General features: G+C 65.6%; 20 protein-coding genes. 9 read left to right on the top strand and 11 right to left on the bottom strand.

What is annotated here, in order from left to right; genetic code table 11:
* Window positions 1-43: 43 nt before the first annotated feature.
* Window positions 44-1,564, bottom strand: coding sequence for a glucose-6-phosphate isomerase (gene pgi, locus ACZ1J6_RS09595; protein WP_134092701.1), 1,521 nt, complete (start codon window positions 1,562-1,564; stop codon window positions 44-46).
* 189 nt (window positions 1,565-1,753) lie between these two features.
* On the opposite strand from pgi, the gene lepB reads away from it, so the two are divergent.
* The 4 genes from lepB (at window position 1,754) to ACZ1J6_RS09575 (ending at window position 5,414) form a co-directional block, all read left to right on the top strand.
* Window positions 1,754-2,650, top strand: a complete 897-nt coding sequence (gene lepB / locus ACZ1J6_RS09590; RefSeq protein WP_132262214.1) for a signal peptidase I — start codon at window positions 1,754-1,756, stop codon at window positions 2,648-2,650.
* Window positions 2,651-3,319: a ribonuclease III gene (gene rnc, locus ACZ1J6_RS09585; RefSeq protein ID WP_132262213.1), complete on the top strand. Its 669-nt coding sequence runs from the start codon at window positions 2,651-2,653 to the stop codon at window positions 3,317-3,319. It abuts the gene before it with no gap.
* 134 nt (window positions 3,320-3,453) lie between these two features.
* The gene (gene era, locus ACZ1J6_RS09580; RefSeq protein WP_465128066.1) at window positions 3,454-4,347 is read left to right on the top strand and encodes a GTPase Era; all 894 of its coding nucleotides are present in this window, start codon (window positions 3,454-3,456) and stop codon (window positions 4,345-4,347) included.
* The gene (locus tag ACZ1J6_RS09575) at window positions 4,347-5,414 is read left to right on the top strand and encodes an SGNH/GDSL hydrolase family protein (protein WP_431567993.1); all 1,068 of its coding nucleotides are present in this window, start codon (window positions 4,347-4,349) and stop codon (window positions 5,412-5,414) included. Before era ends, ACZ1J6_RS09575 begins: the two co-directional genes overlap by 1 nt.
* On the opposite strand, the gene ACZ1J6_RS09570 is transcribed toward ACZ1J6_RS09575, so the two are convergent.
* Window positions 5,411-6,802, bottom strand: a complete 1,392-nt coding sequence (locus tag ACZ1J6_RS09570) for an MFS transporter (RefSeq protein ID WP_465128065.1) — start codon at window positions 6,800-6,802, stop codon at window positions 5,411-5,413. The genes ACZ1J6_RS09575 and ACZ1J6_RS09570 overlap by 4 nt on opposite strands.
* Before the next feature lie 194 nt (window positions 6,803-6,996).
* On the opposite strand from ACZ1J6_RS09570, the gene ACZ1J6_RS09565 reads away from it, so the two are divergent.
* Window positions 6,997-8,511, top strand: a complete 1,515-nt coding sequence (locus ACZ1J6_RS09565) for a hypothetical protein (protein ID WP_431567991.1) — start codon at window positions 6,997-6,999, stop codon at window positions 8,509-8,511.
* A gap of 39 nt (window positions 8,512-8,550) precedes the next feature.
* On the opposite strand, the gene ACZ1J6_RS09560 is transcribed toward ACZ1J6_RS09565, so the two are convergent.
* The 4 genes from ACZ1J6_RS09560 to plsY all read right to left on the bottom strand — a co-directional run bounded on the left by ACZ1J6_RS09560 (window position 8,551) and on the right by plsY (window position 13,301).
* Complete coding sequence (locus ACZ1J6_RS09560) at window positions 8,551-8,730, bottom strand: hypothetical protein (RefSeq protein WP_132262204.1); 180 nt, start codon at window positions 8,728-8,730, stop codon at window positions 8,551-8,553.
* Window positions 8,727-11,366 (bottom strand): type I DNA topoisomerase, encoded by a 2,640-nt coding sequence (topA, locus tag ACZ1J6_RS09555; RefSeq protein WP_465128064.1) that lies wholly within the window; start codon window positions 11,364-11,366, stop codon window positions 8,727-8,729. The genes ACZ1J6_RS09560 and topA overlap by 4 nt, the downstream gene beginning before the upstream one ends.
* A gap of 196 nt (window positions 11,367-11,562) precedes the next feature.
* A complete protein-coding gene (gene dprA, locus ACZ1J6_RS09550) occupies window positions 11,563-12,717 on the bottom strand; it encodes a DNA-processing protein DprA (protein WP_431567990.1) in 1,155 nt (384 codons plus the stop codon).
* Window positions 12,714-13,301, bottom strand: coding sequence for a glycerol-3-phosphate 1-O-acyltransferase PlsY (gene plsY, locus ACZ1J6_RS09545; protein ID WP_134092695.1), 588 nt, complete (start codon window positions 13,299-13,301; stop codon window positions 12,714-12,716). Before plsY ends, dprA begins: the two co-directional genes overlap by 4 nt.
* 182 nt (window positions 13,302-13,483) lie before the next feature.
* Here plsY and murI point away from each other — a divergent pair, with 182 nt between their 5' ends.
* From murI to ACZ1J6_RS09525, 4 genes are all read left to right on the top strand, one after another.
* Window positions 13,484-14,359 carry a glutamate racemase gene (murI, locus tag ACZ1J6_RS09540; protein ID WP_431567989.1) on the top strand — a complete coding sequence of 292 codons (876 nt, stop codon included), beginning with the start codon at window positions 13,484-13,486 and terminating at the stop codon, window positions 14,357-14,359.
* On the top strand, window positions 14,356-15,240 hold the full coding sequence (locus ACZ1J6_RS09535; RefSeq protein WP_465128063.1) for a hypothetical protein: 885 nt from the start codon (window positions 14,356-14,358) through the stop codon (window positions 15,238-15,240). The genes murI and ACZ1J6_RS09535 overlap by 4 nt, the downstream gene beginning before the upstream one ends.
* 49 nt (window positions 15,241-15,289) lie before the next feature.
* A complete protein-coding gene (gene hemA / locus ACZ1J6_RS09530) occupies window positions 15,290-16,504 on the top strand; it encodes a 5-aminolevulinate synthase (protein ID WP_132262196.1) in 1,215 nt (404 codons plus the stop codon).
* Window positions 16,505-16,667: 163 nt separating this feature from the next.
* Window positions 16,668-17,768, top strand: a complete 1,101-nt coding sequence (locus tag ACZ1J6_RS09525; RefSeq protein WP_431568021.1) for an NADH:flavin oxidoreductase/NADH oxidase — start codon at window positions 16,668-16,670, stop codon at window positions 17,766-17,768.
* A gap of 104 nt (window positions 17,769-17,872) precedes the next feature.
* Here the strand turns inward: ACZ1J6_RS09525 and ACZ1J6_RS09520 are convergent, their stop codons facing one another.
* The 5 genes from ACZ1J6_RS09520 to ACZ1J6_RS09500 all read right to left on the bottom strand — a co-directional run bounded on the left by ACZ1J6_RS09520 (window position 17,873) and on the right by ACZ1J6_RS09500 (window position 22,755).
* Window positions 17,873-19,096, bottom strand: coding sequence for a type III PLP-dependent enzyme (locus ACZ1J6_RS09520; protein ID WP_431567988.1), 1,224 nt, complete (start codon window positions 19,094-19,096; stop codon window positions 17,873-17,875).
* Between the two features lie 382 nt (window positions 19,097-19,478).
* Window positions 19,479-20,657, bottom strand: a complete 1,179-nt coding sequence (locus tag ACZ1J6_RS09515; protein WP_132262190.1) for a carboxynorspermidine decarboxylase — start codon at window positions 20,655-20,657, stop codon at window positions 19,479-19,481.
* 88 nt (window positions 20,658-20,745) lie between these two features.
* Window positions 20,746-21,096, bottom strand: coding sequence for a DMT family protein (locus tag ACZ1J6_RS09510; RefSeq protein ID WP_132262188.1), 351 nt, complete (start codon window positions 21,094-21,096; stop codon window positions 20,746-20,748).
* A 7-nt stretch (window positions 21,097-21,103) separates the two neighbouring features.
* Window positions 21,104-21,544, bottom strand: coding sequence for a hypothetical protein (locus tag ACZ1J6_RS09505; protein ID WP_431567987.1), 441 nt, complete (start codon window positions 21,542-21,544; stop codon window positions 21,104-21,106).
* Window positions 21,544-22,755 carry a saccharopine dehydrogenase family protein gene (locus ACZ1J6_RS09500; protein ID WP_431567986.1) on the bottom strand — a complete coding sequence of 404 codons (1,212 nt, stop codon included), beginning with the start codon at window positions 22,753-22,755 and terminating at the stop codon, window positions 21,544-21,546. The genes ACZ1J6_RS09505 and ACZ1J6_RS09500 overlap by 1 nt, the downstream gene beginning before the upstream one ends.
* Between the last annotated feature and the right edge of the window lie 131 nt (window positions 22,756-22,886).

Genomic DNA, 22,886 nt, shown 5'->3' with positions numbered 1-22,886 from the left:
CATGAGACCGGAATTTCAGGGGGCCTTGTCTCGGCCCCCTATCTCAGGCGATTCCCGAAAGCTGCAGAAGTGCCTCGGTCGAGGGATCGAACGTGGTGCCGCCCTTCTCGATCTGCTTGGCGATTTCCTTGCCCAGCTCGACACCGAACTGGTCGAAGGGGTTGATCTCCATCAGCACGGCATTGGCGAAAGTGCGGTGTTCGTGGAACGCCACCAAGGCGCCGAACGTCGCCGGCGAGATTTCGTCCAGCAGGATCGTCGCCGAAGGACGGTCGCCCGCATAGGCCCGCGCCGGGTCCTCGCTCGCCTTGCCGGCCATCAGCGCCGCGCCCTGCGCGAAGCAGTTCGACAGGAGAATGCGGTGATGCGCGGGGTTGAGATCGTCGCCCGGGGCAATCGCGGCGATGAAGTCCACCGGCACCAGGTTGGTGCCCTGATGGAGCAGCTGGAACACGGCGTGCTGCGCGTCCGTGCCCACGCCGCCCCAGGTGATCGGCGCCGTCGGCCCGTCAACCGGCGAGCCGTCGTACTTCACGCTCTTGCCGTTCGATTCCATCTCCAGCTGCTGGAGATAGTCCGGCAGCAGCGCCAGCCGCTCGTCATAGGCGAAGACGGCGCGGGTCTGGCAGCCGCGCAGGCGGGTGTAGTACTGGTCGGCGAAAGCGGCGCGCAGAGGCAGGTTGGCGAGACCGTCGGTATCGCGGAAGTGCATGTCCATTGCCGCCGCGCCGTCGAGGAATTCGGCGAAATCCGGCCAGCCCAGCGCCATGGCGACCGGAAAACCGATCGACGACCAGAGCGAGTAGCGCCCGCCGACGCTTTCCGAGAACGGCAGGATGCGAGTCTCGTCCACGCCCCATTCCACGGCCTTTTCCGGCGCTGCAGTGAGGGCGACGACCCGTCCGTAGGGGTCTTCCACGCCGTTCTCGCGCATCCACGAAAGGACGCTTTCGGCATTCGTCATCGTCTCGATGGTGGTGAAGGTCTTGGACGCCACGGCCAGCATCGTCGTTGCCGGGTCGCACTTGGCAAAGGCCGCTTCGAGCGCACAGCCGTCGATGTTGGAAACGACCTGAACGTCCACCATGGCGCCGTCGCGCGCGAGCGCGTCGATCGCCAGCGCCGGGCCGAGGGCCGAGCCGCCGATGCCGACGTGGATCAGATGCTTCACTTCGCCCATGGCGCCGCGGTGAATGGCCTCGACAATGGCGGCCATGCGGGCGTGAAACTCATGCGCAAGTGCCACGCTCTCGTCGCTGCCGACGCCGCGCTGGGCGGTATGCTCGGCAGCGCGACCTTCTGTCGGGTTGACGATTTCGCCGGAAAACAGCGCCGCGCGGCGCCCGGCGAAGTCGGTGGCTTCGGCCAGTTCCTCGAAAGCGGCGATATGGGCGGCATCGAGGTGAGTTTTCGACCAGTCGAACCGCATGGCGCCGGGGCTGGTCTCGTCACCCAGCTCCAGGCGAGTGGCGAGCAGGTCGAGACGGGCCGGATCGGCGTCGAACAGCTCGGCAAGCGTCGGTTTGGGCAATCCTTTCAGCTTGTTCCATACCGTTTCGCTCATGCCATGGTTCCTTTGTTCGGGTTGGGGGCCAGCCTTATGCCCAGCAGGCGGCAGAAGGCCAAGGTCATTCTTGCACCCATCTCTGCGCAGGACGCACGTCAGGAACATGACGTTTTTGGTCGATACGGATGTGTCTCTGCTCGGTATGTCACTTGACGGATGGCCTCGCGCGCAACAAGGGTTCGAGCCATGAGCGACATCGAAACCGCGACTTCCGGCCCCGCATCCGACAAGTCTGAACTACCCTCATCGGGGCCTGCCTCAAGCGGCGGCGGCAAGCCGGTCGTGAAGGACGCCAAGAAGGATGCCAAGAAGGATGAAGGCTTCTTCTCCTTCCTGCTCTGGCTGGTGCTCGGCGTCGTGGTGCTGCGCAGCTTCATCATCTCGCCGTTCAACATCCCGAGCGAGTCGATGCTGCCCCGGCTGCTGAACGGGGATTACCTGTTCGCTTCCAAGTGGTCCTACGGCTATTCGAAGTATTCGCTGCCCTTCAGCCTGCCGCTGATCCCCGGCCGCGTCTTCGCCGGCCAGCCGGAACGCGGCGACGTGGTGATCTTCAAGGCGCCCCCAGGCAACGATGTCGACTACATCAAGCGCGTCATCGGCCTTCCGGGCGATGAAGTGCAGGTGAAGGGCGGACAGGTCTGGATCAACGGCAAGGCGGTTCCGCGCGTCAAGCAGCCCGACTTCGCGCTGCCGGTCACCGCGAACACCCATTGCTACGCCCCCGAGTTCGAAGGCAAGGATGCCGCCGGTGGCCCGGTCTGCAACTATCCGCAGTTCCGCGAGACCCTGCCGAACGGGAAGAGCTACAACGTGCTCGACCTTGGCCAGACCCCGCAGGACGACACTGGCGTCTACATCGTGCCCGAAGGCCACATGTTCCTGATGGGCGACAACCGCGACAATTCGCTCGACAGCCGTTTCCCGGCGATCGAGGGCCAGGGCATCGGCATCGTCCCGCAGGACAACCTGGTGGGCAAGGCCGCGGTGATGATGTTCTCCACCGACGGCGATGCGGAATGGCTCAAGCCCTGGACCTGGTTCACCGCCGCCCGCTGGAGCCGGATCGGGAGCGTGATCTGAGTGCTTGAAGCAAAGGACCGCGAGTTCCTCGCCGAAGTCACGGGCAACCTTCCGGGCGACGAAACGCTCTGGCTGGCCGCCCTCACTCACGGCAGCACCGGCGAGAAGCGCAATTACGAAAGACTGGAATTCCTCGGCGACCGGGTCCTCGGACTCTCGGTCGCCGAATGGCTTTTCGAAAACAGCGAGGAAGCGGAAGGCCGCCTTTCGCAGCGCCTCAACGCGCTCGTCAGCCGCCAGACCTGCGCGCAAGTCGCGCGGCAGATCGGCCTCGGCCCGCACATGCGCCTCGGCAAGCAGGCGCGCGACGACGGCGGGCTGGACAGCGACAATATCCTGGGCGACGTGATGGAGGCCCTGATCGGCGCCTGCTTCACCGAGCGCGGCTTCGAAGCGGCGCGCGTGATGGTGCGCAAGCTGTGGTCCGAATCGATGCACGGCAAGGCCGGCAAGCGCAAGCACCCCAAGTCCGCATTGCAGGAATGGGCCGCCGGAAACCGCCGCCGCATGCCCGAATACAAGCTGGTCGAACGCTCCGGCCCGGACCATGCCTCGCAGTTCACGGTGGAGGTCGCGGTCCACAATGTCGGCGCCGCGCGCGCCACGGCCAATTCCAAGCAGGATGCCGAGACTCGCGCTGCCGAAGAATTCATGAGAAAATTCGGCTGATCCTTCGGCAGGACCGACTGGAGCGAGCCGGGACACCAATCGGAACGTCCCGCGTTTAGCCCTGGACCTGTCGAAAACGAAAATCGCCGAAGACCCAAAGCACGCAGGCGCCGAGCCTGACCAAAGGAATGACAATGACTCAAAAATGCGGACTCGTCGCCGTGATCGGTGCGCCAAATGCCGGCAAGTCCACGCTGGTCAACGCGCTGGTCGGGCAGAAAGTGGCGATCACTTCGGCCAAGGCCCAGACCACCCGCGCGCGCCTGCTGGGCATCGCCCTTGCCGATGACGTGCAGATCATCCTGGCCGATACCCCCGGCATCTTCGAGCCGAAGCGCCGCCTGGACCGGGCGATGGTCGCTGCAGCCTGGGAAGGCGCGCAGGAGGCCGACGCCATCCTGCTGGTGGTAGACCCGATCAAGAAGCGCCGCCACGAGCTGGAGCCCCTGCTCGAAGCGCTGGCGACGCGTGCCGAACGCAAGATCCTGGTGATCAACAAGGTCGATGCCGGCGCCAAGGAACCGCTGCTGGTGCTGGCCCAGGAACTCACCGGCAAAGTCCAGTTCGACGAAGTGTTCTTCGTCTCCGCGCTCTCTGGCGACGGCGTGCCCGAGCTGAAGGCCCATCTCGCCGGGCTCATGCCGGAAGGCCCCTGGCACTACCCGGAAGACCAGGTCTCCGACGCGAGCGAGCGCCTGCTCGCCTGCGAGATCACCCGCGAGCAGCTCTACAAGCAGCTTCACGAGGAACTGCCCTACGACGCCGCGGTGCGCCCGGAAGCCTATGAGCAGCGCAAGGATGGCTCGGTGGAGATCCGCCAGCAGATCGTCGTCACCCGCGACAACCAGCGCGCCATCGTGCTGGGCAAGGGCGGCTCGAAGATCAAGTCCATCGGCGAGGCCGCGCGCAAGGAACTGGGCGAAGTGCTTGGGAAGAAGGTCCACTTGTTCCTCCACGTCAAAGTCGAGGAAAACTGGGCCGACGCCCGCGATTTCTACGAAGAGATGGGGTTGGACTGGGTCAAGTGATGGCACGTTTCACGTCGACGGCGTTGTCAGCCGCCGTCATGATTTCCGGCACGCTGGCGCTATCGGCCGCGCAGGCCCGGGCTGCCGAGGCCGAACAGAGCGTAGCCGTCGAGGAAAGCCTCGTCGGGCAGCGCTACGTGGCGATCGGCTCCTCCTTCGCGGCCGGCCCGATGCTGCCGCCGGCCAAGTCCGGCGCTCCGGCACGCTGCGGCCAGAGCATGAACAACTATCCGACGCTGCTGGCAGAGCGCTTCGGAATGATCCTGACCGACCGCACCTGCTCGGGCGCCACGACCAACAATGTCCTTGGCCCCTGGGGCGAGATCGGCCCGCAGATCAATGCCGTCACCCCGCAGACACGGCTGGTGACGGTGACGATCGGCGGCAACGACCTCAACTACATCGGCAATCTGTTCACCGCCACCTGCCTCTATCGCGCCAGCCAGATGCCGGCGGGCAGCAAGCGGGCCGCCTGCGGCGCCGTGAAGGTCCCCACCGAAGTCGACTACGCGCGCGACGAGATGCAGATGATGGAGATCGCGCGCCGCATCCGCACGGTCGCTCCGCGCGCGCGGCTCGTCTTCGTGCAGTACCTCACGCCCCTGCCCCAGGCAGGATCGCTGTGCGCCGTCACGCCGGTCAGCGAGGATCACGCCGCCGTGGTGCGCCGTACCGGACAGCGGCTTTCGGAAATCACGGCCCGCGTCGCGCAGGCCTACAATGCCATCGTCGTCGAGATGAACCAGTCCTCCTCCGCGCATACGCCCTGCGATCCGCTGCCCTGGATGATCGGATCGCCGGAAGGCTATGACGGCAGCCAGGGCCTGCAATGGCACCTGAACTTCGCCGGCATGCAGGCCACCGCCAACGACATCGCCTGGTGGCTGACCCGTAGCGGCGTGAAGGCGCCGCGGCCGACGCTGACCCTGCAGCCGCAAGCGGCGCCCGCGCCGATGATCGCCACCCCGCCCCCGCCGGCTCCACGGGCAACGCCCACGCCCGCACCTACCGGCAGCGCGGCCAAGCCCGGCATCAAGAGCCAGACCGGCGTCAAGTCGCGGCGCTAGGCCTTCTCGGCCAGGCGCCAGCGGGCCAGGCTCGCAAGGGCCGCCACCACCGCCAGCGAAGCGGCCATGAGCATCGGCGCCGGGCCTTGTCCGGCGCCGAGCGACAACATCGTCCCGATCATCGCCGCGCCCAGCGTCTGGCCGAAGAGGCGTCCGGTGGCGAGCAATCCGCCTGCCGCTGCCGACCGCGCGCGCGGGGCGTTGCCCACGACCATGCGGGCATTGGGCGAGAAGAACAGACTGAACCCGAAAGCTGCGACGACCAGCCGCCAGGCGATCGCAAAGGCGCCCGGCTGCGCGGGCAGGAACGCCAGCAGCACCAGCCCGGCGACGGCAATGCCCATTCCGACCAGCCCCATGATCGAGGGCGAGACATGGTCCGAGAGCCACCCCGCCACGGGCGCCACCACCAGCATCGTCAACGGGAACGGCAGGACCAGCAGGCCCACTTGCTGGGCGCTATAGCCCATGCCCTGCTCCAGCCGGAACGGCAGTGCCACGATCAGCGCCGCCGAACCGATGAAGGCGGCCACGGCGGCGATCGTGGAGAGGCCGATGGCCGGCCGGGCCATGAGGTCTACCGGGAAAACCGGATTGGCTTTGCCCCGCTCCCGCCGTGCCAGCAGCAGGGCCGAGCCCAGACCGCCCAGCGCCACGACGATGCCCAGTTCCACCATGCCGCCATGTGCCGCGAGTTCCAGGCCGCCGATCAGCATAGCGAAGCTGGCCGCACTCCACAGCCCGGCGGCCCAGTCAAACGGGGTTTCTCCCCGCTGCGGCTCAGGCAGGAAACGCCCGATGACGAGCGAGATCAGCGCGAACGGCACTGCCGCCACGAAGACCCAGCGCCAGTCCGCATGGGCCACGATGAAGCCTCCCAGCACCGGCGCTAGCGCGTTCGACGACGCCACGATCACCGAGTTGATGCCCAGCCCGCTGCCGAGCTTTGCCTTGGGGTAGATCTGCCGGATCAACGCGGTGCCCACGCTCATGGCCATGCCGGCACCCAGCGCCTGGCCGGCACGGATCACCAGCAGCATCGGCAGCGAATTGGCGAGGAACGCCAGCGCCGAAGCGGCCATGAAGATCACCTGCCCGGTCTGGTAGACCCGTCGCAGCCCCAGGCGCTCGCCCAGGTTGGCGAAAGGCAGGAGCGCCATGACCATGACGAGCTGGTAGACCGTCACCACGTTGACGACGACGCCCTCTTCCACCGAAAGCTCGCCCGCAATCGTCGGCAGGGCGACATTGGCGATCGTCCCGTCCAGCACGAACAGCGCCGTGCCGAACGAGATGGCCACGATCGCCCATATGCGGCGCGGCATCGGCAGGCCGCTATCGCCCTCGTCCTTCAAGGCGGCCGGGGTCACGCCTTCATCGTCTCGCATTCGCAGCATGATCTTCCAACGCCTGAGTTCCGCTCCGGTCGCAAGGTGGCTCGGGTAAGAAATTGTCGCAAGCCATCCGAAGGGTGGGTGGCGCCGGTGTCTCCATACCGCAACCTTGCCCCGGCATGACACGGCCGCGCCATCGCCTGCCCGCCGTATCGGGGCACGAGGGCGGGTGAAAAAGGGTCGAAGCAATGATCGGAATCGCGCGGCTGACGGCGGCGAGGATCGCCCGCGCGGGCAATGTCGCACCGGCACGGCCGGCGGTCGCCTCGCCCCTGCTCTACCTGGGCGCGGGACTGATCCTCCGGCTGATGATGTTCGGCAAGCCGGCTTTCCAATCGGATGAGCAATTCTACCTGCTGGTCGGCCAGCGCATGGCGCAGGGCGCCTTGCCTTTCGTCGATATCTGGGACCGCAAGCCTTACGGCCTGTTCCTGTTCTATCGCAGCCTGTTCGCCCTGCCCATCGACCCGGTGCTGGCATATCAGCTCGCCGGCCTGGTCTTTTCGGTTCTCACGGCGCTGGTGATCGAACGCATGGCCCGCGCCATCGCGCCTGCCCGGGCAGCACAGGCCGCGGGCCTTGCCTACCTGCTCTACCAGCCGGTGTTCAACGTGGCACTGGGACAGGCGCCTGTATTCTACAATCTCCCCGTTGCGCTGGCCGCCCTGATCGTGCTTCGGGCCATGCCGCGAAACCGGGATGCAAGGCTGGTCCTGCGGGGATGCGCCGCCATGCTGCTGCTCGGCCTGGCCCTGCAGATCAAGTATAGCGTCGTTTTCGAGGGCATGGGTTTCGGCATGATGCTGCTGCTTCGCGGGCGGCGGGACGGCTGGGGCCTGCCGCGGCTGGCTCTGACCGGCACGGTCTGGGCCGGAACCGCCCTCGCCCCCACTCTCGCCGTCTGGGCCGGCTATGCCGCGGCAGGGCACGGCGCGGCATTCGTCCAGGCCAACTTCCTCTCGATATTCGGCCGCGCCGTCGATCAGGCAGACGCTTTCGCGCAACTGGCGAAAGAGGGCCTGGCGATGACGCCCTTCGCGCTCGCCATCCTGCTCGCGCCGCGACGTCATGCGCTTCCAGGCGGAACTTGTCCCGCCATGCTTCCGGCCATGCGCGTCTGGGCGCTCGTCGCCGTGCTGGGATTCCTGGCTTTCGGCACCTGGTACGACCATTATCTCGGGCCGGTCCTCGTGCCCCTTTGCCTGCTGTCGGCCCCTGCCCTCGCCCGCGAGGCTCGCGGCGAGCGTTGGTACGGACGGCTCCTGCTGGGCTTCGGCCTGCTGGGCGCTCTGGTGGTTCCCGCCCTGCAAGTGCGCGAACGCGGCACGGCGGCGGACTTTGCCGCCGCCAGCCAGGCGGTCGCCCGCGAACTGCGGGGCCGCTGCCTCTATGTCTACGAAGGCGACAGCGCCCTCTACCGCACCACCAATGCCTGCATTCCCACGCGCTTCGCCTACCCAAGCCATCTCAATGCGATGAACGAGGCCGGCGCTCTGGGAGTCGATCCCGAGGCGGAAGTCGGCCGAATCCTGCAGAGCCGCCCCGGCGTGATCGTGGTCTCGGAATCGAGCCGTCCCAACCTGCCCAATCTGCGGACCCGCGCGCAGATACGAAAAGCCCTCGCGCACTCATATGAGCGCTACGAGGGCGTCATCGTCGGCACCCGGAAATTCGGGCTCTACCGGCTGAAACCGGCCTTCTGAACCAGGCCCGCTGCTTCAACGGCGAGCCCGGCTGGCGGGTCAGCGCGCCTTGGCGACCGCAAAGCCGTGCTGGCGCGCGGCATCCTTGGTCGATTCCTCGGTGCGGTTGAGCGCCTTGGCGATTTCCTTCAGACCCTTGCCCTTACCGGCCAGGGTCTGAAGCTTCTGCAGTTCCTCCGGCTTCCAGGGCTGCTTGTGCTTGGCGATCTTGTCGCTCATTCGGCTGCTTCCTTCTTGGGCTTTGCCGGAGCCTTGGCGGTGGCTTTCTTTGCGGCAGGCTTCTTGGCTGCGGGCTTCTTGGCTGCAGCAGGCTTGTCCCCGGCGTCCTTTGCGGCCGCTTTCTTTGCAGGCGCTTTCTTGGCCGAGGCCTTCTTGGGCGCCGCCTTCTTCTTGCCCTTCGCCGGGCCCTTGGCAGCCTTCTCGTCGATCAGCGTGATCGCCTGCTCGGCCGTCAGGTCCTCCGGCTTCTGGTCGCGCGGCAGGGTGGCATTGGTCGCGCCGTCAGTGACGTAAGGCCCGTAGCGACCCGCCAGCACCTTGATCTCGCCGCCCGATGTCGGGTGAGCGCCCAGAACCTTGATCGGCTCGGCTGCCGCACGCGAACCACGCCCGCCCGCGCCCGCCGCCGCTTCGGCAAGCTTGGTCACGGCCATGTTCATGCCCGTCTCGAACACTTCGGCGGTCGAGCGCAGGCGGGCATATTTGCCGTTATGCGCAAGATAGGGGCCGTAACGGCCGATGCTCGCGGTGATGTCGTTGCCGGTTTCCGGGTGCGGCCCGATGGTGCGCGGCAGGCTGAGCAGCTTGATCCCCCATTCCAGCGTGAGTTCATCGATATCCTTGGGTATCGACGCGCGCTTGGCTTCCTTGCCTTCGCCGAGCTGGATGTAGGGACCGAAACGTCCCGAACGACGCATGATCTCAAGGCCGGTTTCGGGGTCCTTGCCCAGGCCTTCGTCATCGCCGCCATCCGCGGCGCCGCCGGGCTGTGCGAACTTGCGGGTGAACTTGCACTCCGGGTAGTTCGAGCAGGCAACGAAAGCGCCGTAGCGACCGCCGCGCAGCGACAGGCGGCCCTCGCCGCACTTCGGGCAAAGACGCGGATCGGTACCGTCCGCCTTGGGCGGGAACAGGTAGTCGGACAGGAATTCGTCCAGCGCCTCGGTCACTTCCGAGGGCTTCTTTTCCATGACTTCGTCCGACTTCGGCTTGAAGTCGCGCCAGAAGGCTTCGAGCAGCGCCTTCCATTCCTGGCGACCGCCCGAAACGTCGTCCAGCTCGTCTTCCATGCCCGCCGTGAATTCGTAGGCGACGTAGCGCTGGAAGAAGCGTTCGAGGAACGAGGTGAGAAGTCGGCCCGATTCCTCTGCGAAGAAACGGTTCTTCTCGGTGCGGACGTAGTTGCGATCCTTGATGACCTGGATCGTCGCCGCATATGTCGACGGACGGCCGATGCCGAGTTCTTCGAGGCGCTTGACCAGGCTGGCTTCCGAGAAACGCGGCGGCGGCTGGGTGAAGTGCTGCTCGGCCGTGACGCCCTTTTTCGCCGGCATGTCGCCCGACTTCATGAACGGCAGCAAGCCGCCGTCGTCATCTTCGGACTTGTTGTCCTGACCTTCCTCGTAGACGGCAAGGAAGCCCGGGAACTTCACCACCTGGCCCGAAGCGCGCAACTCGTGCTGGCCGGTGCCGTCCCGGAGAGTGACCGTGGTGCGTTCGAGCGCGGCCGAGGCCATCTGGCTGGCCATGGCGCGCTTGAAGATCAGGTCGTAGAGGCGCGCCTCGTCGCCCGAGCCGAAACGGTCGCGGGTGAACTCGGTCGGCCGGATCGCCTCGTGCGCTTCCTGCGCATTCTTCGCCTTGGTCTGGTAGATGCGCGGCTGCTCGGGCAGGTAATGGCCCGAAAACCGGTCCGTGATCGCGGCACGGGCGGCCGAGATGGCGCTGGGGTCCATCTGCACGCCATCGGTACGCATGTAAGTGATCGCGCCGGCTTCATAGAGCGTCTGCGCCACGCGCATGGTCTGGCTGGCCGAGAAGCCGAGCTTGCGCGCCGCCTCCTGCTGCAGGGTAGACGTGGTGAACGGCGGCTGCGGGTTGCGCTTGTGCGGCTTGGTCTCGACCGATTCGACGGTAAAGGCACCGTTTTCGACAGCGGCCTTGGCGCGCATCGCCGTGCCTTCTTCGCCGATGCTGAGGCGATCGAGCTTCTTGCCCTCGAAAGCGACCAGCTTGGCGGCGAACTCGGTGCCGTCATGCGCCATCTGTGCCGCTACGGACCAGTATTCCTGCGGCTTGAAAGCCTCGATCTCGCGCTCGCGGTCGACGATCAGGCGCAGGGCCACCGACTGCACGCGGCCGGCCGACTTCGCACCCGGCAGCTTGCGCCAGAGCACCGGCGAAAGCGTGAAGCCGAACAGATAGTCCAGCGCGCGTCGGGCGAGATAGGCGTCGATCAGATCCTGATCCAGCTCGCGCGGGTGGGTCATCGCCTTGGTGACGGTATCCTTGGTGATGGCGTTGAAGGTCACGCGCTGCACGTCCTTGGGCAGCGCCTTGCGCTTGGCCAGAAGCTCGCGCACGTGCCAGGAAATCGCTTCACCTTCGCGATCAGGGTCAGTCGCGAGGATCAGGCGGTCTGCCCCCTTCGCGGCGTCGGTGATCGCCTTCACCTGCTTCTGCTTGTCCCCGTAAAGCTCCCAGTCCATCTCGAAGCCCTCGTCGGGACGGACGGAGCCATCCTTCGGCGGAAGGTCGCGGACGTGGCCGTAGCTGGCGAGAACCTTGTAGTCCTTGCCGAGGTACTTCTCGATGGTTTTCGCCTTTGCCGGCGATTCTACGATGACTAGCTGCATTCTTTCAGACTCTGTGTGCCCCTGGGCGACATGCGCCTTACGTGCGCATATACGTGTACGCATAGGGTGGGAAGCGATTGGGGCACTCGTCAAGCGCCCAGATATGGCATCTTCATTTCAAACCAAAATTCAGGTCAGGTTTCTGCCCTGGCTGCGGGAAACCCGCCTTTCCCGCCGCTCACCGCGACCAGGACGCTCAGGACAGACTGACCCTGCCCCCCGCATGACGCTGCAGACGGCCACCGATTTCGAGTTCGAGCAGCGCCATCTGCACCGATGGCGCGCCCGCGCCCGACTGGCGAATCAATTCGTCGACCGCTACCGGCGCGCTCGTCAGCAGGTCCGCCACACAGATTTCGGGCGGCGCCACAAGCGGCCGATCCTCGTCCTGCCACTGCGACTGGGCTTCCTGTAAGCTGGCGGTCATCCGCGATCCGGGTATGCCATCGAAACCGGAAAGCAGTTCGATGACGTCCTCCACCGATTGCACCAGCACGGCCCCGTCGCGAATGAGCTGGTTGCAACCATGCGAGCGCGGATCGAGCGGCGAGCCCGGCACTGCCATGACCTCGCGCCCCATCTCTCCGGCGAGCCGCGCGGTAATGAGCGACCCGGACTTCGGCGCCGCCTCCACCACCAGGGTCCCCGTTGCCAGCCCGGCAATGATGCGGTTGCGAGTGGGAAAGTGACGGGCCAGCGGCTCCGTCCCCGGCGGCTGCTCTGCAAGCAGCAGGCCCTCGCTGGCGACACGTGCCTGCAAGTCGGCATGTTCGGGCGGATAGGCGATGTCGATCCCGCTGGCGATCACGCCTATGGTCGAGCCGCCCGCCAGAGCGCCGGCATGCGCCGCGCCGTCTATGCCCCGCGCCAGACCGGAAACTACTGTGAAACCCGCCTCGGCAAGGCCATGCGCGAAGTCCCGCGCCAGACGCACGGCACCTGCCGAAGCGTTGCGCGCGCCCACGACAGCCACGGCCGGGCGGCCCAGAACGGCAAGATCGCCGCGATAGGTCAGGATCGGCGGCGCGCCGTCGCTATGGGCGAGAAGCTGCGGATAATCCGGCGAATCGTGAAAAAGATAACGCGCACCGGCCTTTCGCGTCGCCGCGATTTCCGCCTGGACCCGGTGTTCGGACGCCGCTTCGTATGGCCGTCCTGCCCGTCCGGCGAGATCCGGAAGCGCGCCGAGCGCCGCGCGCGCCTCTCCAAACCGGCCGAGAAGCTGCCTGTACGTAATCGGGCCGATATTCGGCGAGCGCAGCAGGCGAATGCGGGCGAAGGCTTCCTCCTGCGAGAGCGCAGCGGCCTCCCCCGGCGGTACGCCCTGCTCCGCGCGCCCCGCCCCGGTCACGGCTTCTTGCCGCTCCCGATCCTGGGTTCCGTTCCGGCGCGCAGGCGGGCGAGGTTCTCGCGGTGCTGGAACACCACGATAGCGGCGATCACGGCGAGCACGCCGGCCGCCTCACCATGACCCAGCAACAGGGCCGCAATCGGCGCGACGACGGCGGCCGTCATTCCCGCAACAGAGGAAATCCGCAAGGTCAGCAGCAGTCCGATCCAGGTCACGGCATAGGCAAGCCCCACCGGCCAAGCGAGCCCGAAGGCGATGCCGGCGGTGGTGGCGACCCCCTTGCCGCCCTTGAAGCCCAGCCAGACCGGGAAACAGTGGCCGAGAAACGCGCCGAGCGCGGCCAGCCAGGTCCATTCCGGCAGGAAATGAGCAGCGATCAGGACCGCGGCCAGGCCCTTCAGCAGGTCCAGCAGCAGGGTGGCGGCCGCCAGCCCCTTGCGGCCCGTGCGCAGGACATTCGTGGCCCCGATGTTGCCCGAACCGATCGAGCGCAAGTCGCCGGCCCCGGCCATGCGCGTAATCAACAGGCCGAAGGGCACCGAACCGAGGGCATAACCCATAAAAAGGGCGAGAATCCAATCCATGAACGCCTCTTAAGAGCCTGCGTGAAAATCCGCCAGAGGTGCATTCGCCGCGCCGCTGTTCGATGGCTCCATTTCGGCGCAGTCTTACCCGGTTACGCGCAAATCGCGAGCGGACTTGCAGCTTTGAACATTGCTCTTTCCCGTGCCGAGCGATTAACAGGGTACAAGGTCCAGGAAAAACGATGTCCCCAATGCCCCATGCGCTGCCCGCGACGTCCGTCGCTCCCGCTTCCGCCGATCCCACTTCCGTCGAACCCATTTCCGTCGAACGGGGCGCGCCGATCCTGCTTTTCGATTCGGGCGTGGGCGGGCTCACCGTTCTGGGCGAATTGCGCAAGATCCTGCCGCAGGCGCCGGTGATCTATGCCGCCGACATGGCCGGCCTGCCCTATGGCACCAAGAGCGAGGCGCAAGTCACCGCGCGCGTCGCCGGGCTGCTCGGCCGCATGACGGAGCGCTTTGCGCCGCGTCTGGTCTGCATCGCCTGCAATACCGCCTCCACGATCGCGCTCGGCATGGTGCGCGAAGTGCTGGAAGTGCCGGTTGTCGGCACGGTCCCGGCCATCAAGCCTGCCGCCGCGATGACCCGAACCGGCGTCATCGGCCTCCTGGGCACCCAGGCAACCGTCCGGCAGGCCTATGTCGACAGGCTGGAGCAGGAATTTGCGCCGGGCAAGCGCCTGCTGCGCTATGGCGGCCCCGGCCTGGTCGAAGCCGCCGAAGCCAAGCTGCGCGGCGAGCCGGTCGACCTCTCCGCGATCGTCCGGGCCGCAGAGGCTCTGCGCGCCATGCCCGGCGGCGAGGATATCGACACGCTGGTGCTGGCCTGCACTCATTTCCCTCTGCTCGAAGAGGAACTGGCGCAGGCTTTCGGCTCCGGCGTCCGCTTCATCCACGGCGCCGCGGGTATCGCCCGGCGCATCGCCCAGCTTACCGAGGGCCAGGAATACGCTCGCCAGCAGCCGGACCGCGCGTTATTCACCGGATCGGGAGAATTTCCCGGAGCGTATGGCGATGCGCTGGCTCGCTACGGGTTGCCGGAGGGTGGACGGTTTTGACGCCGCGACTGAACCTGTTGCTGCTCATCCTGGTGCTCCTGCTGGGCGTGCCGCTCTACTGGTTCCAGTTCGACGCCAGCGCCCCCGGCGCCAAACCGCTGCCGATCACCATGTCGCGCCTGCGCGAACTGGCCGAGGGCATCCCCGGGCCTGCCCCTGTCGCCTTGCGGCAGGAAGTCCTGGGCTACCATTCCGAACTCTACAACCGCATCGCCGCCGGCAGCGGCCTGCGGCCGGTGAGGCTGGCCCTGCGCGCTTTCGAGCTGGTCGTTCCGGGCCGTGCCCCGATCCTGATCGATGCCGGCACCACGCCCGTCGATGCCAGGAAACGGGACGTGGAGGATTTCGACTTCTCCGCCCAGAGGCGCGTCGACGAAGCGGCCGAAATCGCCACGATGAAGCTGGTTCTGCTGGATCGGCCGCTCCACCGGGGCAATCCGGCGCTGGCCTCGCCCGATGCCGTGCCGCTTCCCGATCTCGGTGAAGGGGAGCCGCGCGCGGTGGCGCCCGGCGTGGTCGCCATTCCGCTGAAGGGCCTGCCCGACCGCGCGATGATGGTCTACATCCGGCTTGAAGACGGCCGCGAATATCTCTTCACCGGCGATGTCGCCAAGATCGATGCCAACTGGATGGAGGGCCGCCCGCCGGCCCGCACTTTCGCGACGATGCGAAACGGCGATGAGCGCCGCCTGACCGTCTCCTGGCTCATGACCATCAAGGCCCTGAAGCGGGCCGCCCCGGCGATGATCGTGGTTTCCGGGCACGAACCGCGAGACGTGGCGGGGATTGCAAGCGGATTTGCAAAAGATCGATCACAGTCCGCAGGACAAGCTTCTGGCCATGTCCCGATCGATCATGTATTTGCCCGCAGCAACGGGTAATAGCCCTTGGGTAACAGCCCCTTCAAGGCGAACGCAGGATAGAGCCTAGGTGAACTACGAAAACATCTTCGATCAAGCGATCGAGCGCCTCCATTCGGAAGGCCGCTATCGCGTTTTCATCGACATCCTGCGCAACAAGGGTGCCTACCCGAATGCCCGCTGCTTCGCCGGTCACAATGGACCGAAGCCGATCACGGTCTGGTGCTCGAACGACTATCTCGCGATGGGCCAGCACCCCAAGGTGATCGAGGCCATGGAAGAGGCGCTGCACGATGTGGGCGCCGGTTCCGGCGGCACCCGCAATATCGGCGGCAACACGCACTATCACATCGAACTTGAAAGTGAGCTGGCCGACCTTCACGGCAAGGAAGGCGCGCTGCTGTTCACTTCGGGCTATGTCTCGAACGACGCGACGCTCTCCACCCTGGCGAAATTGCTGCCGGGTTGCGTGATCTTTTCGGACGAACTCAACCACGCCTCGATGATCGCCGGCATTCGCAATTCGGGTTGCGAAAAGAAGGTGTTCCGCCACAACGACCTTGAACATCTCGAGGAACTGCTGGCCGCCACCGACCCCGCGCTGCCCAAGCTGGTCGCTTTCGAGTCGGTCTATTCGATGGATGGAGACGTCGCCCCGATCCACGCGATCTGCGACCTGGCCGAGAAGTACAACGCCCTCACTTATATCGACGAAGTCCACGCGGTCGGCATGTACGGCCCGCGAGGCGGCGGGATCACCGATCGTGACGAAGCGGCCCACCGCATCGACATCATCGAAGGCACGCTGGGCAAGGCGTTCGGCGTGATGGGCGGCTATATCGCCACCAACCAGAAGATCATCGACTGCATCCGCTCCTACGCACCGGGCTTCATCTTCACCACCTCGCTTTCGCCGGTGCTCGTTGCGGGCGTGCTCGCCTCGGTGAAACACCTCAAGGGCTCCAGCGCCGAGCGCGAAGGGCAGCAGCGGTCGGCCGCCCTGATGAAGCAGATGTTCCGCGATGCGGGCCTGCCGGTCATGGATTCGACCACGCATATCGTGCCGCTGATGGTCGGGGATCCGGTGAAAGCCAAGAAGATCAGCGACATCCTGCTCGCGGAATATGGCGCCTATGTGCAGCCGATCAACTTCCCGACCGTGCCGCGCGGCACCGAACGCCTGCGCTTCACGCCCGGCCCGGCGCATACCGAGGCGATGATGCAGAGCCTCACCGAAGCCCTCGTCGAAATCTGGGAACGGCTGGAAATGCGCCTGGCGGCCTGACCGCCGCGCGCTTTCGCAGTCGCAACATTTTCTTTTGCAAAGGGCTCCCCGTTCCGACGGCGGAGCCCTTTTCATTTGCGCATCGGCCCCCAAGTTCCTCCCGTCGCCTCCGCGCGTCTCTCCCGACGCTTTCCCCCGCGACGACGTGACCAGAAGGACTTCCATGGCCAAGCTGTTCGAGCCGATCACCATCGGCAACCTCACTCTCGACAACCGCATCGTCATCGCGCCGATGTGCCAATATTCCGCCGAAAATGGCCGGGTGACGGACTGGCACACCATTCACCTCGGCAATCTGGCGCAGTCCGGCGCGGGCATCCTGACGATCGAGGCCAGCGCCGTCAGCCCCGAGGGCCGCATTTCCTACGCTGATGTCGGGCTGTGGGACGATGCCACCGAACAGGCGATGGGCCAGGTGCTGGAAAGCGTGCGCCGCTGGTCCGACATGCCGATTGCCATCCAGCTTGCCCATGCCGGACGCAAGGCCAGCACGGCCAAGCCCTGGGACGGCGGCGCGCAGATCGCGCCCGATCACGAGAACGGCTGGCAGACCGTCTCGGCGTCGGACCTGCCGTTCCTGCCCGACGAGAACCCGCCCGAAGCGCTCGACCGCGAAGGGCTGGCCCGCATTCGCGACGCCTTCGCCGACGCCGCCCGCCGCGCTGCCCGCCTCGGCATCGATGCCGTGCAGATCCACGGCGCTCACGGCTATCTGCTTCACCAGTTCCTCTCGCCGCTCTCCAACAAGCGCGAGGACGAATATGGCGGCAGCCTGGAAAACCGCATGCGCTTCCCCCTCGAAGTCTACGATGCCGTTCGCGCCGCTTTCCCGGCCGACAAGCCGGTGACGATGCGCGTTTCCGGTACCGACTGGGTCGAGGGTGGATGGGACGTGGAACAGTCCATCGCATTCGCCAAGGCGCTGGAAGCGCGCGGCTGCGCCGCCTACCACGTTTCCAGCGGCGGACTGGACGCGGCGCAGACGATCCCGGTCGGCCCGAACTATCAGGTTCCGCTTGCCCGCAAGGTCAAGGACGCGGTGTCGATGCCGGTGATCGCCGTCGGCCTCATCACCGAGCCCGAGCAGGCCGAAGCCATCATTGCGACGGGCGAGGCGGACATGATCGCGCTGGCCCGCACCGTGCTCTACGATCCGCGCTGGCCCTGGCATGCGGCTGCGGCCCTGGGCGCCAAGGTCAAGGCGGCCCCGCAGTTCATGCGCAGCCAGCCGCGCGCCTACAAGGACCTGTTCGTCCAGGCCTGAGGCAGCGCCGCCGTCCCGGACGCGATCCGGGACGGCAGCAGCACTCACGAAAAAGCCCGCCGGAATTGCTCCCGGCGGGCTTTTCTGTAATCGGATGGCTCAGATCAGCGCAGCGACACCACATTGTCGGAGACGCGCGGATCCTTGCGCTCGCCCGTGTAGAGGCTCGCCATCGGCTCGTCGGCGACGTTCAGCACTTCGCCCGTGCCGAAGCCGTTGAAGGCCGTGCGCATGGCCGCGCCGTAAGCGCCGAGCATGCCCACTTCGATCCAGTCGCCCGCCTTGATGTCGGCCGGGAGCATGAACGGGCCTTCCATGAAGTCCGCGTCGTCGCAGGTCGGGCCGTAGAACGAGAAGCCCTCGAGATCGTCCGAACGCTCGCCACCGACGGCGGCCTCACGCGAGATGCACTTCACCGGGAAGCGCCAGGCGACGTGGGCGGCATCGTAGAGCGCGCCATAGGCACCCTCGTTGATGTAAAGCTCATCACCGCGGCGCTTCTCGACCTTGACGATCATCGAGCTGTACTCGGCCGAGAGCGCACGACCGGGCTCGCACCACAGTTCCGCGTTGTAGGCGATCGGCAGGGCTTCGAAGTGACGGTGGATGACCTGGAAATAGTCTTCCAGCGGCGGCGGCTCCATGCCCGGATAGACCGAGGGGAAACCTCCACCAACGTCGATCATGTCGATGACGACACCGGCGTCGGCAATCGCGGCGCGTGCGCGCTCGAGGGCCTGGACGTAGGCGAAAGGCGTCATCGCCTGCGAACCGACGTGGAAGCATACGCCCAGCCAGTCAGCAACCTGACGGGTGGCCTGGAGCAGCTCTCCAGCATCGGCAAGATCGACACCGAACTTCGAGGCGAGGCTCAGTTCCGAATATTCGGAAGAGACGCGCAGACGCACGCAGAGGCGCAGGTCCGTCGCGCGGCTGCCTTCCGCGTCGGTGGTCGCTTCGAGGATCTTCTCGACTTCCTCGATCGTGTCGAGGCTGAAGGTGCGGACGCCGTGTTCGAAGTAGGCTTCGCGGATCGCGCTGGCCGTCTTCACCGGATGCATGAAGCACAGGGTCGCGTCGGGCAGTGCCCCGCGAACCATGCGCACTTCACCGATGGAAGCGACGTCGTAATGCGTGATGCCATTCGCCCAGAGGATCTTGATAAGATCCGGCGACGGGTTCGCCTTCACGGCATAGAGCGCCTTGCCCGGAAACTTCGTTGCGAAGAAACGGGCCGCGCGCGCAGCAGCATGCTGGCGGTTGAGAATAACGGGTTCGTCGGGCGCGATTGCGCGCGCTACAGCCGGTGCGTCAAGAAATTCGAGCAACTCAAGGGACCCCCAAACGGAATTGTTAATGACAAGAGCTGCCTTGCGGTTTGGAAGTCCCCATGGGGCAGCGAGGGGCGGGATATAGGGCTCTCAAGCTGAATCGCAAGTGAAAAAAGGTCCGTTTCACAGAAACGTCATAATCGGAAATCGGGCGTGAAATCATGCCGCCTCTCCACTTGGTTTTTCTGCGACTTTACAGAGCGTTAGCTCGCGCAACCCTAACCGGTCATCCGTCATGAAAGGGACACCTGGATATGCCGGTTTCACAGCTACAATGCAGGAGGGACCGGACGAGTTCTTTCGAGTCGACCAGGAGGGGACCGAGTGGGGGAATCGCGGGACGGATCGAGCCGTCCCGCGTTGATTTCAGGGGGTTCCCTTAGCTGAGACGGTCGCGGAAATCCTCGTAGCCGAAGCGGCGGATGCATTCGAGCGAGTCGGTCTCGGAATCCCAGAGCCAGATCGAGGGAAGCGGAACGCCGTTGAAGGTCGTGGTCTTCACCATCGAATAGTGCGCCTGATCGAGGAACGCGAAACGTGCTCCGGGCTCGGCGGCGACGGGCAGGACGTAATCGCCGATCACGTCGCCGGCCAGGCACGAAGGCCCGCCAAGCCGCACCGGCTCGCCTTCGCCCTCTTCCTTTTCCCCGAGCATCGCGGGCCGATAGGGCGCTTCGATCACGTCCGGCATGTGGCAGGTCGCGGAAATGTCGACGATCGCCACGGGCATGCCGTTATGCGCCACGTCGAGCACGGACCCCACCAGGATACCCGCATCGAGCGCAACGGCCTCACCCGGCTCGATATAGACTTCGGCGCCGGTGTCCTCCTGAAGGTCGATCAGGAATTCCACCAGCTCGTCGCGCTGATAGTCGGCGCGGGTGATGTGGTGGCCGCCGCCCAGGTTGATCCACTTGAACTGGCCGAAGAACGGTTCGAGGTAATCGAAGGCCTTGTCCCAGGTCCGCCGCAGCGGCTCGAAGTCCTGTTCGCACAAAGTGTGCATGTGGATGCCGTCGATCATCTCGACATGCTCTTCGGTGAGCTGGTCGATCGGGAAGCCCAGGCGCGAATGCGGTGCGCAGGGGTCGTACTTCGGCACTTCGCCTTCGGCATGCATCGGATTGACGCGCAGACCGATGTCGAAGTCCTCTCCGCGCGCGCGCGCCGCCTCGATCTGCGCCCAGAAGCGCTCGATCTGCATCGGTGAATTGAAGATCACATGGTCCGACAGGCGCAGGATCTCGTCGAGATCCTGTTCCTTGTAGGCCGCGCAATACGTCGCGATCTCACCATCGTAGAATTCCGAGGCGAGACGGGCTTCCCACAGGCCCGAGGTGCAGACACCGTCGAGATATTCGCCGACGATCTGCGAAGTCGACCACATCGAGAAGGCCTTGAGCGCGGACAGGACCTTGGCGCCCGATCGTTCGCCGACATCGGCCAGCACGCGCAGGTTGCTGCGCAGCCGGGCCGCATCGACCACGAAACTGGGGCTGTCGACGCGCGACAGGTCGAAATGGGCGAAAGCTCCCGGATCACCGGCGCGGGTTTCCATGTTCGTTCAGTCCTTTTCGGATGGCCCCCGCGAAGGGAGCCGAATTTGCAACCAGATGGCCCTGCCTGCGCACGGCTTCAAGAACACGTCAGCCGAACGGGCCCTTGAAGATGAACCAGGCCCCTGCCCCGACCAGCGCGAAGCCGACGATCTCGTTCAACCCCGGCTTCTGACCGAACAGCGCCCAGGCCACCAGGACGAAAGCCATGAGCGACATGGCCTCCTGCAGCACCTTGAGCTGGCCCAGCGAATAGACCTGGCTGCCGATCCGGTTGGCAGGCACGGCCAGGCAATATTCGAAGAAGGCAATGCCCCAGCTCATCGCCACGGCCACCCACAAGGCTTTGCCAGGCATCTTGAGATGGAGGTACCAGGCGGTGTTCATGAAGATATTGGAGCCCGCCAGCATGGCCACGGGCGCAACGAAGGTCCAGTTCACGGCCGCCTCAGTCGACGCAGATGGCGTTGACCGCCTTGCCCTGCTTGACCTCGGCATAGCAGCCATAGAGCTTGTCGTCGGCCTGGCAGGTCCCGCTCGCGGCCTTGTCCGGAGACACGGCGCCCGCACTGCCGACGCACTTGCCCTGGCACTGCGCGGAATCGGTGCAAGGCTTGCCCGCATCGGCGTAGGGATGGACGCATTGCTCCATGCCCAGCATGCCGCGGCGCTGCACGGTGCCGCCTGCGGACTGGCAGGCTGCGCGATCGTCCGCGCTCATGTCGCGGTTATAGTCCTGCCCCTCGCCCTTGTGTCCGGCCGGCTGGGTCGGCGGTGTCGGGCTGGCGGGTGCCGGGGTGGAAGGCGGCTGCGGACCGTCCTGCGGCGCGCAGCCGACCAGCGCGAGAGCGCCGAAGGCAGCGACGAGGACGGTCCGCAGCCCTGCCATCAGAACGCCAGCGGTCCGTCGAGTTCCTCGACCGTCCACGGCAGGCCATGCTGGTTGAGCATGTCCATGTAGGGATCGGGATCGAACTGCTCCATGTTGAACACGCCTGCACCGCTCCACTTGCCGGTCAGCAGCATGGCCGCGCCGATCATCGCCGGAACGCCGGTGGTGTAGCTGACGGCCTGGTTGCCGGTTTCGGCATAGGCGTCTTCATGGTCGCAGATGTTCTTGATGTAGAACGTCTTCTCGCCCGAACCATCGAGCGCTTCGCCGGTCGCGATGTCGCCGATATTGGTCTTGCCCTTGGTCGTGGGGCCGAGCGAGGCCGGCTCGGGCAGCACGGCCTTGAGGAACTGGAGCGGGATGATCTCGACGCCGTTGTAGATCACCGGGTCGATGCGGGTCATGCCCACGTTCTGCAGTACGGTAAGGTGCTGGATATAGGCATCGCCGAAGGTCATCCAGAAGCGCGCGCGCTCCATCTCGGGGATGAACTTCGCGAGGCTTTCCAGTTCCTCGTGATACATCATGTACATGTTCTTGGGACCGACGGCCTCGAAGTCGAAGCTCTGCTTCACGCCCATCGCCGGGGTCTCGACGAATTCGCCGTTCTCCCAGTGGCGGGCCGGCGCGGTCACTTCGCGGATGTTGATTTCCGGGTTGAAGTTGGTCGCGAAAGCCTGGCCGTGGTCGCCGCCGTTGCAATCGAGAATGTCGAGCGTGCGGATGGTCTTGAGCTTGTGCTTCTTCAGCCACATGGCGAAGACCGAGGTCACGCCCGGATCGAAGCCCGAGCCGAGCAGCGCGGTGAGGCCCGCTTCCTTGAACTTGTCCTGGTAGGCCCACTGCCAGTGATATTCGAACTTGGCCACGTCCTTGGGCTCGTAGTTCGCGGTATCCATGTAGTTCACGCCGGTCGCCAGGCAGGCGTCCATGATCGCGAGATCCTGATAAGGCAGCGCGAGGTTGACGACGAGTTCCGGCCCGATCGAGCGGATCAGCGCGCTCGTCGCGGCCACGTCATCAGCGTCGATCGCATAAGTGCTGATCGAGACGCCGGTGCGCGCCTTGACCGACTCGGCAATCGCCTCGCACTTGGAGACCGTGCGGCTCGCGAGGTGAATGTCCGAGAAGATGTCGGGATTCATCGCCATCTTGTGGACCGCGACCGAACCGACGCCGCCTGCGCCGATCACCAGAACCTTGCTCACCAATCTGTCTCCTTAACGCGATGCTCGCGAACAGCCGCATATAGAGGCCCTGTGTGACAACTCAACTGTGAGAGTTTTTGCCCGACCTGACGGGCGGGGCAAAAACGACGGAGGTCGAAGGCGTACCAAAC

Source organism: Novosphingobium sp. BL-S-21, assembly GCF_055521655.1.
Note: the sequence above shows the minus strand (reverse complement) of the source record. Positions and strands in the feature narration are given on the sequence as shown.

Bases quoted from the DNA above. Each gene is read 5' to 3' on its own strand.
- pgi (WP_134092701.1), bottom strand. From the start codon at position 1,564: ATGAGCGAAACGGTATGGAACAAGCTGAAAGGATTGCCCAAACCGACG.
- lepB (WP_132262214.1), top strand. From the start codon at position 1,754: ATGAGCGACATCGAAACCGCGACTTCCGGCCCCGCATCCGACAAGTCT.
- era (WP_465128066.1), top strand. From the start codon at position 3,454: ATGACTCAAAAATGCGGACTCGTCGCCGTGATCGGTGCGCCAAATGCC.
- ACZ1J6_RS09575 (WP_431567993.1), top strand. From the start codon at position 4,347: ATGGCACGTTTCACGTCGACGGCGTTGTCAGCCGCCGTCATGATTTCC.
- ACZ1J6_RS09570 (WP_465128065.1), bottom strand. From the start codon at position 6,802: ATGCGAGACGATGAAGGCGTGACCCCGGCCGCCTTGAAGGACGAGGGC.
- ACZ1J6_RS09565 (WP_431567991.1), top strand. From the start codon at position 6,997: ATGATCGGAATCGCGCGGCTGACGGCGGCGAGGATCGCCCGCGCGGGC.
- ACZ1J6_RS09560 (WP_132262204.1), bottom strand. From the start codon at position 8,730: ATGAGCGACAAGATCGCCAAGCACAAGCAGCCCTGGAAGCCGGAGGAA.
- topA (WP_465128064.1), bottom strand. From the start codon at position 11,366: ATGCAGCTAGTCATCGTAGAATCGCCGGCAAAGGCGAAAACCATCGAG.
- plsY (WP_134092695.1), bottom strand. From the start codon at position 13,301: ATGGATTGGATTCTCGCCCTTTTTATGGGTTATGCCCTCGGTTCGGTG.
- murI (WP_431567989.1), top strand. From the start codon at position 13,484: ATGTCCCCAATGCCCCATGCGCTGCCCGCGACGTCCGTCGCTCCCGCT.
- ACZ1J6_RS09525 (WP_431568021.1), top strand. From the start codon at position 16,668: ATGGCCAAGCTGTTCGAGCCGATCACCATCGGCAACCTCACTCTCGAC.
- ACZ1J6_RS09515 (WP_132262190.1), bottom strand. From the start codon at position 20,657: ATGGAAACCCGCGCCGGTGATCCGGGAGCTTTCGCCCATTTCGACCTG.
- ACZ1J6_RS09505 (WP_431567987.1), bottom strand. From the start codon at position 21,544: ATGGCAGGGCTGCGGACCGTCCTCGTCGCTGCCTTCGGCGCTCTCGCG.